The organism is Stenotrophomonas sp. STEN038 (assembly GCF_056759895.1).
Window position 1 is genome coordinate 17222 of record NZ_JBRRDW010000006.1, and the last position, 12685, is coordinate 29906.

General features: G+C 64.3%; 11 protein-coding genes. 1 reads left to right on the forward strand and 10 read right to left on the reverse strand.

What is annotated here, in order from left to right:
• Window positions 1-28 precede the first annotated feature (28 nt).
• Window positions 29-706 carry a DUF502 domain-containing protein gene (locus tag ACVOLS_RS03700; RefSeq protein ID WP_296245975.1) on the reverse strand — a complete coding sequence of 226 codons (678 nt, stop codon included), beginning with the start codon at window positions 704-706 and terminating at the stop codon, window positions 29-31.
• 108 nt (window positions 707-814) lie between these two features.
• Between ACVOLS_RS03700 and ACVOLS_RS03705 the strand changes: the two genes are divergently transcribed.
• Window positions 815-2089 carry a hypothetical protein gene (locus ACVOLS_RS03705; RefSeq protein WP_481544542.1) on the forward strand — a complete coding sequence of 425 codons (1275 nt, stop codon included), beginning with the start codon at window positions 815-817 and terminating at the stop codon, window positions 2087-2089.
• Between the two features lies 1 nt (window position 2090).
• Here ACVOLS_RS03705 and ACVOLS_RS03710 read toward each other — a convergent pair whose 3' ends face one another.
• The 9 genes from ACVOLS_RS03710 to ACVOLS_RS03750 all read right to left on the reverse strand — a co-directional run bounded on the left by ACVOLS_RS03710 (window position 2091) and on the right by ACVOLS_RS03750 (window position 12675).
• The gene (locus ACVOLS_RS03710; protein WP_481544543.1) at window positions 2091-2552 is read right to left on the reverse strand and encodes a DUF4442 domain-containing protein; all 462 of its coding nucleotides are present in this window, start codon (window positions 2550-2552) and stop codon (window positions 2091-2093) included.
• A gap of 58 nt (window positions 2553-2610) precedes the next feature.
• Complete coding sequence (locus tag ACVOLS_RS03715) at window positions 2611-4254, reverse strand: CHASE2 domain-containing protein (RefSeq protein WP_481544544.1); 1644 nt, start codon at window positions 4252-4254, stop codon at window positions 2611-2613.
• Window positions 4251-5897, reverse strand: a complete 1647-nt coding sequence (locus ACVOLS_RS03720; protein WP_481544545.1) for a FecR family protein — start codon at window positions 5895-5897, stop codon at window positions 4251-4253. The genes ACVOLS_RS03715 and ACVOLS_RS03720 overlap by 4 nt, the downstream gene beginning before the upstream one ends.
• A 169-nt stretch (window positions 5898-6066) precedes the next feature.
• Window positions 6067-6930 carry a thioredoxin gene (gene trxA / locus ACVOLS_RS03725; RefSeq protein ID WP_481544546.1) on the reverse strand — a complete coding sequence of 288 codons (864 nt, stop codon included), beginning with the start codon at window positions 6928-6930 and terminating at the stop codon, window positions 6067-6069.
• Between the two features lie 541 nt (window positions 6931-7471).
• Entirely contained in the window at window positions 7472-8206 is a 735-nt protein-coding gene (locus tag ACVOLS_RS03730) for a DUF2968 domain-containing protein (protein WP_481544547.1), read from the reverse strand.
• Between the two features lie 134 nt (window positions 8207-8340).
• On the reverse strand, window positions 8341-10488 hold the full coding sequence (locus ACVOLS_RS03735; protein WP_481544548.1) for a pilus assembly protein TadG-related protein: 2148 nt from the start codon (window positions 10486-10488) through the stop codon (window positions 8341-8343).
• A gap of 8 nt (window positions 10489-10496) precedes the next feature.
• A complete protein-coding gene (locus ACVOLS_RS03740; protein ID WP_481544549.1) occupies window positions 10497-10901 on the reverse strand; it encodes a DUF3613 domain-containing protein in 405 nt (134 codons plus the stop codon).
• Window positions 10898-11728, reverse strand: a complete 831-nt coding sequence (locus tag ACVOLS_RS03745; RefSeq protein ID WP_481544550.1) for a tetratricopeptide repeat protein — start codon at window positions 11726-11728, stop codon at window positions 10898-10900. The genes ACVOLS_RS03740 and ACVOLS_RS03745 overlap by 4 nt, the downstream gene beginning before the upstream one ends.
• Before the next feature lie 14 nt (window positions 11729-11742).
• On the reverse strand, window positions 11743-12675 hold the full coding sequence (locus ACVOLS_RS03750; protein ID WP_481544551.1) for a type II secretion system F family protein: 933 nt from the start codon (window positions 12673-12675) through the stop codon (window positions 11743-11745).
• Window positions 12676-12685 lie beyond the last annotated feature (10 nt).

Consider the following 12685-nt stretch of genomic DNA (forward strand, 5'->3'; position numbering starts at 1 on the left):
GTGATTACCGCTGGGCATGGGATCGGGCTTACCGGTCGACGGAGCGGGTGAATGGCACGCTGTCCGGGGCGACCGCACCGCCGGAAATGATGAAGCTCATGGCCTGGTCCACGGTCCAGTCGGTGGGGGTGAGCATCTCCACCGGGACGATTTCCAGGTAGCCGGAGGTCGGGTTGGGGGTGGTGGGCACGTACACGGCGGCCAGTTCGCGGCCGGTGCCCTGTTCCTTGAGGACACGGGTGACCAGGCCGATGGACTTCATGTCGCGGTGTGGGAAGTCGATCAGCACCACCCGCTGGGTGCTGCCGGGCTTGGTCTGCAGGATATCCAGCAGCTTCTTGGCGCTGTCATAGATGATGCTGGCCAGCGGGATGCGGCGGATTACTGCGCCAAACCAGCGCAGCAGCTGCTGGCCGATGACCCGGCGGCTGAGGATGCCGACCAGCAGGATGACCAGCAGGGTCGCCAGCAGGGCGGTGATGTCCTGCATCCACTCGACCTTGATCCAGCCCAGATAATCCGGGAACGAGGCGGCAATACGCTCGGAAAGCGGCACGATCAGCGGGCTGCTGATGCCCGAGAGCAGGACGAACACGAATTTGACGACCACCCAGGTCAACCAGATCGGCAGCAGGGTCAGCAGGCCGGTGAGGAAAAGACGTTGCAGGGAGGGGCGGGGGGCGGGGGAGACGGCTTCAGGCGACATCCGCGAATTGTAGCGGGATGGCGCAGCCGGTTAACCTCCTGACGTTCAGGGACGAATGCGTAGGGGAGGAACACTGTGTTGAGAGGACTGCGTTGGGTGCTGGGGGGAATGTTGCTGGTAATCATCGTGGTTGTTGCGGCGTGGAGTGCTTCGCGATTGATGCCGGTACCCAAGGCGGAGCGCGACGCGCTGGCGCTGATGCAGCAACCCATCCATTTTGTCGGGCGCAATGCCTTCGAGGCCCTCTGGCTGCTGGACTTCGACGATGTTCCGGCGGCAGAGCGGCCGGGCTTGATCGAAGAAGACCGCCAGCGCGTCGCAGCCTTGGCCAAGCAGTCACTGACCGATGACCAGGTGCAGCCTACGATGCTGCGCGCGGCGCAGGAGCGCTATGTCAGCGCGCCGCCGCTGCAGCCAGCATGCCGTTGGACCGGCGACGACTGCGTTGCCCAGTTGCGTGCGGACCCTGCCTCGGCTGAAGCAGCGTTGCTCGGCCAGCAGGCGTTGCTGACGCGGATCGCGGCATTGTCGGCTTACGACCATTACCAGAATCCGTTCACGCCTGATGCGCGGGCCCCAATGCCGAACTGGGCATTGCTGCAGCGCTCGTTGACCGCACACGCCTTGGCGCATGTGCAGGGGCGCAGCGCCGACGCGCTGGCAGGCCTGTGCAACGACACCCGCACGGCGAAGATGTTGATGACGCATGGCGATGGGCTGATGTCGGCGGTTATGGGGGCATCCATGGTCCGCGGCAATGTGGGTGTGCTGGCGCAGGTGCTGGCCGAACTGCCTGCTGAGCATCCGCTGCCTGCCTCCTGCGATGGCGTTTTCACTACCCCGCCAGCCTCTGCACTGAGCCTGTGTCCGGCCATGCGGGGTGAGTTCCGTTTTGTTACCCAAGGGCTGTCGCGGATGGAGCAACCGCTGGCCGTGCTGGTCTGGGACCCCGACAAAAGCAAGGCCCGCACCGCGTTGGCGATGCAGGGAGCGTGTACCGATGCGGCCGCGCAGGTGCTGGTTGCTGATCGAGCCTTGTTCATCGAGCCGCCGGCGCCGTCGTCGTGGCGGTTTGAATGCGTTGCCAATATGGTTGGCTGTGTCCTGGGTGACATCGCTGCGCCCGCTTACCGGTCTTATGCGCTGCGCCTGCAGGATGCCGGTGCGAGCCTGCGCCTGGCCGAAGCACTGTTGTGGTTGCGCGCCAATCCACATGCCGATGCTGCCGAAGCACTGGCGGCGATGCCGGCGCACCTGCGTGACGGTGAACGGCCGCTGCACCTGAGCGATGACGGTCGGGACCTGCAGGTTGCGCTGTACGCAAAGGCCGGCAGCGAAGGACCGTTGCGCCTGCCGCTGCCGGCAACGCGCGTCCGGCAGTGATTCAGACCTGGCCGCGAGCTTCCGGCTTGAGTCGCACATAGACCTGTTTGCGGACCCGCGCGACCGCCTCGCCGTTCGCATCCAGCACGTCGTTCTCGAACCAGTGCAGGTATTTGTCGCCATTGGCGGTGGCGGCCTTGACCTCGTCCAGGGTGGCGTCATCGAGCCGGAAGTCGGTCCACACCACGCCACGGCCGGGCTTGAGGAACTCGATGGTGCCGGCCTTGTCCCAGACGAAGTAGCGGCTGCCCATGTTCTGCAGCAGGCACAACATCCAGAACGGGTCGGTCATCGCGAACAGGCTGCCGCCGAAGTGGGTGCGCACGTAGTTCACGTTCCACGGTCGCTGTCGCAGCTCGACCCGCACGTAGCGGTAGTCGGCGCTGATGGCGGTGACATGGATGCCGGCGAACAGGAATGGTGGCCACAGGTTGATGCCGCGGCGGAACAGGCTGGCTTTCATTGCGAATGCGGGCTGACAGGGGAACCGGAGTCTAGCATTCGCATGCGTATGGAAAGGCTCAGTGTGGCCAGGGTGGGGCGATGCGGTAGCCGTCGCGGCCAGCCTGCTTGGCCTGGTACAAGGCGGCGTCGGCGGCTTCGAACAGGCGTGCCGGGCCGTCGTCGGGGCCGGGCAGCACGCTGCACACGCCGATGGTGACGGTGGTTCGGGTCTTGCTGTGCTGCGCCTTGTCGACCGGAATGCTGAGCTGGCGTACGCGGCTGATCAAGCTCTGCACCAACTGCTCGGCGCCGGCCGGGGGGGTGTCGGGCAGGATCAAGGCGAATTCGTCACCACCGAAGCGCGCGGCAAGGTCGCGAGGACGCCGCGCCATGTCCTCAATGGTGCGGCCCAGATAGCGCAGCAGGCGATCGCCGACGTAATGCCCGTGGCTGTCGTTGCAGCTCTTGAAGTGATCCACATCGATCAGCAACAGGGTCAAAGGGCGGCCGCTACGGCGGGCGGCATCGGTTTCCCGCCGCAGCGTCTCTTCAAAGCGCATGCGGTTGGCCAGGCCGGTAAGCGGGTCACGGTTGGCTTGGCGGCGCCAGTAGCGCATCTGCCATAGCGTCCAGAACAACAGCATGCCGATGAAGCCTGCGGTCGCCGCAACGGGTGCGAACCACAGATTGGCGCCATGTAGCAGAGCCAGGCTCAGCAATATGGGGGCGGGGATAGCCAGTGCGCCCAACAGCCAGCGTTGGCGAATGGCGGAGGTGATGCCCAGCGCGCCCAGAACCACAAGCGCCATGGTGATTGCGGTCTGCAGCAGCGGTGGCAGCGGACGTATGGCGTTGCCGGCCAGCAACATCGAGGCGACATTGGCTTGATACTCGCTGCCGCTCATCCAGTTGTCGCGCGACGTCGGCGTGAGCAGGCGTGGGGCGATGCCGCTGGCAGTCATGCCGACGATGACCAGCCGGCCCTTCAGCAGGTTGGCGGGTATCCGGCCTTCCAGTACGTCGACATAGGACATCTGCGGAAAGCTGCCCGGCGGCCCGGCATAGCGCAGCCGTACGTAATGATCGCGATGCCATTGATAAGGAGAACGGGTCCGCGGCGCAGGATCGGCCATGCCCGGTAACGGCTCGTTGATGCCTGCCAGTGCGGCACCCAGGGCGAGCCAATGTGGCGAACCGATACCGGCCTTGAGATAGGCGCCGCGTGCAACGCCGTCACCATCCACTTCGATATCGGTGTGTGCGAGCGTGGCTGCTGCCTTGGCAATGGTGGGTACGGGCAGCAGTTCCTCGGGCACCGCTTCGTCACTGGCTGGCGCAGCCAATACCGGCAGCACGACCCGCCCATTGCGGCGGATCGCGGCGGCCAAGGCGTTGTCCTGGCTGGCGTCCTTGCGATCGGCGTCGGGCAGCATCAGGTCCAGTGCGACACGCTCCACGCCCGCTTGGTGCAGGCGATCCAACAGCTGTGCATGGGTGCTGCGTGGCCACGGCCATTGGCCCAGTTGCTGCAGGCTGCGGTCATCGATGGCGATGATCGCCAGGCGGGGGTCGGGCGGGTACTCCCAGTCGCCCACCAATAGATCGTAGCTGGCGACATCCTGTTGCCAGAACACCCGGGCATGGCTGAGCCAGCCCACTACCAGTGCGCAGCCGAGTACAAACAGCAGCCTTACCTGCCAGCGCGGCCGTAGTGGCCTCATAAGGCGAGCAGCAACAAGGCGCCTGCGCCGACGCCATAGCAGAGACGACAGCGCAGCTGGATCTGCTGCGGTGTGGAGAACGTGCTGGCATAGCCATCGTCTTCGATGCTCTGCACGCGCACATGCAGGGTGCCGCCACGCCAGGGTTGCTTGAATGCGATCTCGGGAATGCCCACTTGTTCATCCAGCAGCAGTCGGGAGAAGTCTGCCTTGCGCGAGATCTGCACGCGATAGTGCTGGGCGGCGTTGTCGGCCGGCCAGCGCAGGGTCAGCAAGCCCTTGTGGTCTCTTGCCGAGTCCAGAGGTGTCGCAACGGGCACATCACTGAGCTGCAACGGTAATGCCTGACCGTAGCGGCCGGGGGTGTTGTCAGCATCGATTGAGGCCAGTCGCCAGAAATAGTTCCCGGCCGGCAGTGGGCTGTGGATGCGCAACTGCTGGCTGCTTGCCTGTTGTTCGACCAAGGGGTGCAGGAAGTCCGAGTTGTCAGCGATCTGAAGCACGCTGCCAGTGGCGCCGGCAACCTTGGCCCATTGGAAGCGTGGCTGCAGCTGATGCACGGTTTGCCCATGCAGCGGCGTCAGCGTCAAGGGTGCGGGCAGGCCCTCCGGTACAGAGAAATCATGTTCGGCATCCAGGCCTTCGACGCCATCGGTGTCGATGGCGCGTACCAGCAGGCGCAGCTGGCCTGGCGGCAAGCTGTCGATGCGAATCTGCGGTTCTGCCAGCTCGCGGGCGAACAACACGACGTCCGGCGTCGCCGCCAGCACTACCTCTACCCGGTAACGTTTGGCCGCACCGAGCGGCTGCCAGGCAGCCAGCAACGGCAGTGGTTGCAGCCGCATGTGCGATTCAAGCAGCTGTGGCGCCGGTAGCAATGGCTGCGGCTGTGCAGGCGCGCTGCCCGCGGCGCGGATCAGGGTTGCGTGGCCGCCACCAATCACCCGCTGGCCGGCGCGATTGCCAACCTGCACACGCCCTTCGACGACTTCGGTGGCTGCCGGACTGTCCTGGTCGCCGGCGTTTACCCGGAACAAGGTGCCGCGCACGCTGCTGGTCGCGGTCGGCGCGGTGATGATGTAGCGCGATGCCGGCCCGCGCGCTGGCGTGACCTGGTTGCTGCTGCGTCCGCGCTGCAGGCGCATGCGGGTATCTACCATCCCGGTAGCGCCATAGCTGCTGAGCTGATCCAGCTGCAGCAGCGAATTCTCACGCAGTTGCAGGCGTGAGTTGTCGGCAAAGCTGAGGGTGACGCTGGCATCGTCACCTGTCTGCAACTGGCTGCCGATCGGTAGCAGCATGTTGGCCTGCAAGGCGCGCGTGCCGTTGACCGGATCGCTGACCCGGACCTGGCCGCGCAATGCGACCACCCGGGCCGGTGCCGGTTGTACGCGCAACCAGGCAATAGGGAAGCGCAGGGTCTGGCCGGGCGCGAGCCGGTACGGATCGGCAATCCTGTTATGTGCCTGCAGTTGCTGCCATCGCACGTCGGCCTTCAGGTAGCGTGCGCCAAGGTCCCACAAGGTGTCGCCCGGGCGTGCGCGGTAGTTCCAGTCCTGGGCACTTGCCAGTGTTGTCCAACACAGCAACAACACAGTTACCAGCAATTGCAGGAAGGATGGGCGAACGTCGATGTTACTCACGGCCACTTCGGCTCCAAAAACGCGTGTCCGTTACGCTGACATCGTGCTGGTTGCGACTTCATCGTCATACGATCCATAGCGCCGTGATGAGGGCCACGGCGGGATCATCCAACGATCGGTGCCCAATTTTCGTGCAATTGACACGCAAATTGAACTGTATGGCGTTAAGTTAAAACAGTAGCGAAGACATCTTGCGGCGGAAGCGCCCCACCAGGTCTTCGTCTTCGATCACCCGGAACGCGTCGATCAAGGCCTTCTTGGGCAGACTGTCGCGGAAGCTGCGGTCGATGCGCAGCATCTCGATGAACTGCTCCAGCGCTGCTTCATCTTCGCCTGCCAGCAGGTGCTGGATGCCCAGCAGGTAACGCGCTTCCAGGTCATTCGCGTCGGCCTGCAGGCGCGCTGCCAGTAGATCGGCGGCCGGTGCGTCCTGCAAGGCGGCGGCAAAGTCCAGACGCGCGCGCGCGCGGATGGCGCGGTCGTCGGTGGCAAGGTTGGCCGGCAGGCCGTCCAGTAGCTGCCCGGCCTCGCTGGTTGCACCGGTTTTGAGCAGCGCCAGGGCCAGATCGAGTTTCAGCTCGGCCTTGTCCGGTTCGGCGGCGATGGCCTCGCGCAATGCCGCGACCTCGGCTTGCGGGTCCAGTGGCAAGGCCTGGATCTCGTCTTCGACGGCAGCAGCCGCTTCAGCGGGCACTACGCCGTGCTGGGTCAGGAATTCGCGCAGTTGGCCCTCCGGCATCGCGCCGGGGAAGCCATCAACGATCTGCCCATCCTTGATCAGGAAGACGGTGGGTACCGAGCGGATCTGGAAGGCGGCGGCGACCTGTTGTTCCTTGTCGACATCGACCTTGGCCAGCTCGAAAGCGCCGTTGTATTCACCAGCGAGCTTTTCCAGCAGCGGCCCAAGGCTCTTGCACGGCCCGCACCAGGTGGCCCAGAAATCGACCAGCACCGGGGTCTGCATGGATTTCTGCAGGACTTCGGCCTCGAAGGTTTCGGTGGTTGCCTCGAATACGTGGGGAAGATCGCTCATGGCTGGCTACGTTGCTGTCAGGAACATCCTTTATGGCGACGGTGAGGCGGGTTCTCAACCTCTGCGGGGACTGGTGCAGCAAATACCAGGCGAGGCAGGCTGCAGGGCATAAGCCACGGGGCTTTACCGACAATGCCAGGTAGTGCCGAGCCATGCTCGGCAGAGGCTTTACCGACAATGCCAGGTAGTGCCGAGCCATGCTCGGCAGGGGCTTTACCGACAATGCCAAGTAGTGCCGAGCCATGCTCGGCAGGGGCATTACCGGGCAATCGCTTGCCGCGCACGGCTTGGCACCATGTCCTGCTGCCTCCTTTCGGCAGCGAAGGGGAGGGTTGAGGAGAGGTACGCGCTTCGCGGGCTGATACCGTGGTGGCTTCGTGGCTTCGTGGCTTGTGGTCGAGGGCGCCCTGCACCGCTCCTGCGGATGGTCCGGGGCTGAAGTGTTGCTGGGCGAGCCCTTGCCGAGCATGGCTCGGCACTACAAAAACGCCGCCTTTCCTGAGGGAAGGCGGCGTTCGTGTGTTGCGCTGAAACCTGGACCTCAGGGGTGGCTGGCCGGTTCCTGGCTGGCGGGGGACACTGGGGTGGCTGCGGTAGCCGGGGCGACGCTGGGAGTGGCTGGCAGGGTCAACTCGGGATTGACCTGCTGCGCCTGTAGGGCCTTGATCTGCTGGTTCAGGGCTTCCAGCTGGGTGTTGGTGGCGCGCAGGTCCGAGCTCAGCGCCACCGCCTGCTGCTTGCGCTCCTGCAGCGCGTTGCTGACCTGCAGCGACTGCTGGCGTTGCTGCTCCACTTCCTGTTGCAGGCCGCGCAGGCGGCGCTCGTTCATCGCGACCAGTTTCTCGCTGTAAGCCTTGCCGGCCTGCAACCGGATGGTGTCCAGATAGACCTGGGCCAGCTGCTTGGTCTGGTCGGCGAAGGTGAGATAAAGCGTTTCGGCGTTCTCGACCGATTCGGTGCGGATAACCCGCCAGAATTCCTTCTCGTGGAACAGCGCCACGTAGTAGTTCAGCGAATCGGTATGGAACAGCAGGCTGGCACCGTAGTTACCGTTGTAGGTAGTACGCAGCTCGGTGAGTTCCTGGTTGCCCATCAAGCGTTTCAGTTCGGCGACGGTATTGCCCACTGCGCTGTCTTCGCTGTTGGCGGGGGCGGCCGGTACCTCGGCTTCACCGCGCTGCCAACGGCCTGCGATCGCGGCGGGTGCCGTGAGCACGCCAATGACCAGGAGTAGTACACAGCCAAACCGGCTCGGAAGCATTTCGATCCTTCTCATAAGTCCCCGTAATTCCCCCGAATTGCGATGGCCGTCGCATTTCATGAATGCGCCTTGTTCGTACCCGAGCATAGCACGCGATCTGGCGCTGGAAAGCATTGCGGCGTGGGCCTCTGCACTGTTTGGGCAGGCGCTCATTCGACCAGCTGGCTGCGGCCGCATTGGATCGACTGCATATGCACGTCGGTACGGCCCAGCTGCAGGCCCAGGACGTCCGACAGCAGCGTTGCCAGCAGGTTGCCGACGCCATCGAGCAGCGGCCGCAAGGTGTTGTCGATGACGGGTTTGAGCAGCAGGCACAGCACGCTGGCACAGTTGCCGCTGCCGGTGACAGGGTTGTAGCCGCCGCTGCCGCTGAGGCCGCCTGGTTTGGTTTGCAGGTACTTGGCCAGCGAGTTGCTGACGCAATCGTTGAATGCGAGGCCGGCGATCAGGCCTTGACAGGATGTCAGGCCGAGTACGTCGAGCAGGCCGCCGAGCACGCTGGGCTTGCTGATCGTGGTTTCGTAGAGAAAGCCCTGCCAGACGTCGCCCTGCACTTTTTTCGGTGTGCAGCCCAGAAGCCAGCTCTCGCAGGTTGGGATTTCGGTGGTCCAGCTGCCAAGTGCCGGGAGATTGGCACCGCTGTTGCCGTTGGTCAGGGCCTGCACCACGACGGCGGGCTGGTACAGGCCGTTTTTCTTGGTGGCTTCGAGGTACTGCACGGCCAGATCCTTGGCCGCATCGCTGCTGTTGCCCTGTGGTGCGAACAGTGATTGCACGGTGCCGAGCAAGGCATCGACGAGGTCCGATACCAGCTTGCCCACCTTCAGATCATTGGGTTTGACGGTGCCGGTCTGGCCTGCACTCAAGGTCAGCTGATCGCTTTGTGATAGTGCTTCCAGCGAAATTTTCTTGTTGAGCACATCGCGGCCGAGCAGGCTGACCAGGGTCTCGTTGCCCAGCCCGGTGCGGCACAGCTCACGGGTGGAGTCCCATGGTGTGGTGGCCTTGCCGATGCAGACGTTGGCGATGGCGCTGGTCACGTCGACCTTGGCCGTCGCCGGTTGGGTCGAACAATCGATGGCCGTGAGTTGGCCGAAGCCGTCAATCACGTCGATGTAGGTGGGCAGCTTGATGCGCGTGCCCAACCAGTTCAGTACCGTGCCGAGTGCGGGAATCCGTTGCGAGTCGATATCCAGGAACAGGCGCACCTGGCTGTTGTAAGCGGTGGTGCCGACCGGGCCAATCCCGATCGACGCAGGCTCGACAATGCTGGCCTTGGCTTTGAGCAGGCCGAGCACGTCCAGCTGCGGTACCTCGACGGCGTGCTTGGAATTGGCGATGGAGATGCTGGTGCCGAGCAGGTCGAGCGCGTTGAGATCCACATCCAGTGCGCCGTTGGCTGCTTCGCTGCCGCCGGCGATCTTGGCGAACAGGCCCGCGCTACTGGCGGTGGAGCCCAGCTGCACCAGCGCGTTGCTGAGGCCGGCGCCAAGCAGCTTCTGCTGCAGCAGGCGCAGGTCGACACCGGCCAGTCCCTGTTGGCTGGCCAAGCTGGCCATCACTTCCAGCAGTCTGCCGACGGACACCTGGTTGGCGGCCAGCAGGTTGTTCAAGTCGCCAACGTTGACGTCGGTGGCCACCGGGATGTCCAACGCCTGCAGCAGGCCGCGTGGCGTGATCTTGAGGTTGGCCAGGCCCTGGTAGCTGGCGATCTGGGTCTGGGTCAGATCGACACCGACCAGTCGAAGTATCCCCTGCAGTGGCGCATTGCTGTTGGTGTTGAGCAGTCGCGAGCCCACACTGAAAGCAGCTTGCGGTGCTGTGCGTTTGGCCACGGCGGTGGCGCTGATACGTGGCAGGGAGGTGAGCTGGCCCAGCAGCGGCACCGCTTGCCGCGAGGCGGTAACCTGGACGGCATTCAGTGGGCGGTTGCTGGCGACACCGACAAAGCGCGCGCCGGGTGCAAGCTCGGCACCCCAGTAGCCACAGTTGATTGCCAACTGGCCGGCGAACCGATTGTCGGTGACCGCGTTGTTGCGTGCTGCCAGATTGTCTTTGTAATCGGTGGTGCACAGTTCCAGTCGCTGCGCGCCGGCCAGCGCGGCCAGATCGGCGGTCTTCTGAACATCACGCTTGCTCCAGTACAGGTAGCCCACCTCGACCAGGCCGAGTATCACCACCAGGCCGAGCAGCAGCAACAGCATTGGCAGGCCTGCGCCGCCACGTTGGCGCGCGCTGAGGGATGGATCGCGTAGCGCGCGTGACACTGAAAGTGATGACCGCCGCGGGCTGTACATGGTGGGCCTCAGCGGCTACCGCCGCCTTGCTTTGGATTGGGGAGCGCTGCTTCGAAGTACTCGGGGATGGGGTGATCAAAGCTGTTGAGATAGCGCTGGTAGCTGCGACTGGCGGCCTCGCCGAGCATCGGCAAGGCGGTGCCGGGGCGGGTGCTGTCAGCCTGTAGCTGCAACAGGGCGCGGGTGGTGTCGCCCACTTGTGAACGTGGCAGGTCGGCAAAGCTGGTGGCCGCAACTGGAGGACTTGTGGTAGCAGCGGTTGTCGCACTTGCCGTGCTGCCGGTGTTTGCGCTGGCTGCAGTGCTGGTATCGGCCATGCGTTCGATCAACGGTGCGTGCTGGGCCGCGGCTGATGCGCAGCTGCCGAAGCTGCACAGCAGCACTGCTGCGGCGATGGCTGCCGTTCGGATCATGGCGTTACCTCCTGCGAAGTGGTCGACGAGGGGCTGAAACGATCAAGCATCGAGCCGGGTGGGCGCGGCACATGCGTGGCCCTGGCTGCTGGCTGCTGGGCGGCCAACGCGGTCGTATTGCCCGCTGCCGCTGCTTCAGGAATGGCAGCGGCAACCGGTTGCCGCAGAGTCTGCGCCAGGCGATAGATCTCGTTTCGGGTTGCCGGCGGCAGATTCGCTCGCTGCATCATGCTTTCTGCGGTTGTTGCCTGGCCGGACAGCAACGCCCACAGCGCAAGATTGGAGATGGCGCGGATATTGTCCGGACCCAGTTCGGCGGCCTTGGCCAGTGGTGCCCGTGCCGGTTCGACTTGACCGGCCTGCAGCAGTGCGAAGCCCAGGTCGCCGAGGTAGGCGATGTTCAACGGATCGGCACGCACCGCATTGTCGAGTGCAAGTCGCGCACCGGCATGGTCACGCGCGGTTGCTGCGATAAGCCCAAGCCCGTGCCACGCCGGTGCGGCTTGCGGGCCCTTGGTCAAACCACGGTAGATGGTGGTTGCGGTTGCGTCATCGCCGGTTTCGCGCAGTGCGTTGGCCTGCAGGATGCGCAGTTCCGGGCTATCGCCGAAGCGCTGCCGGAAGGCGTCGATATGCGCCAATGACGCGTAGTAGGCACCTTGTTCCTGCATCTGCTTGAGCAGGCCAAGGTACATGCCGCGGTCGTCCTGTACGGCCTCCACCAGCGCTGGTTCGACTGGCGGTTGCTTGTAGGCAGCACGATTGCCGCCACAGCCAGCGAGCAGGGCAGGGGCCAGTGCGATCAGTAGCAGTGCTTTGGTCTTCATCAGGTCGGCTCCCATCACATTCCCTTGATTGCAGCAGCCAGCGAGATGATGGCCGGCCCGGCAAGTACCAGCATCAGCGCCGGCAGCAAGGTGATCATCATCACCACGGTCATCTTCACCGAGAGCTTGCCGACCTTCTCCTTCATCTTCATGCGGCGCTGCTCGCGCAGGCGCATGCCGAACTGCTTGAGCGGCTCCTGCACGGCGCCGCCGTGTTGGTGCACCTGCAAAATCATCTGTATGAGGCTGCGCAGGTCGTCGTTGTCGAAGGATTCGGAGAGCCGGCGCAGCGACTGCGCGCGACTACGGCCGCGGCTGTAGCCGGCATTTGCGATCTGCAGTTCGCGGCCCAGTACCGGGATGGCGATGTGCAGCTTCTCCCCAACCATCTGCAGGCTTTGGTCGATGCTGAAGCCAACACCTTGCAGCAGGCGCAGTAGATCAATCAGCAAGGGCAATTCCTCATCCACTTTCCTGCGCAGGCGACTGGCCCAGCTGCGCAGCAGCAGCTTCGGCAACAGAATGCCAAGCGCAAAGCCGACCAACACGATGATGATCATGTCGCCACCATGCGGCCGTAGCAGCAGCACGGCGATGAATGGCATCAACAAGGCAAGCAGCAGGCGGGTGGCAAGGAAGGCGGCGGTGCCGGTGTTGTGGTTCCAACCGACCTGTTCCAACAGCAGCTTGTCCTCGGGTGCCAGCAGTGCTTTCTGCACGCGGCTGCCGTCGAAGTGCTGGCCGATGGCGGCAAGGTCACCCAGACGCTGCCGCCACCAGCCGGCTTTCGGCGCGCTGTCGTGTTCCAGGTGCTGGGCGGTGTCCAGTGCGGTCTGCAATGCCGCGCCTGCCTGTTGGCTGCGCCGCCCACGGTAGAGCAGGCCGGCCGCGGCCAGGACCAGGGCCAGTACGACCAGCATCATGGCGATGGCGTACAGCTGGTTCATGCGGCTCTCC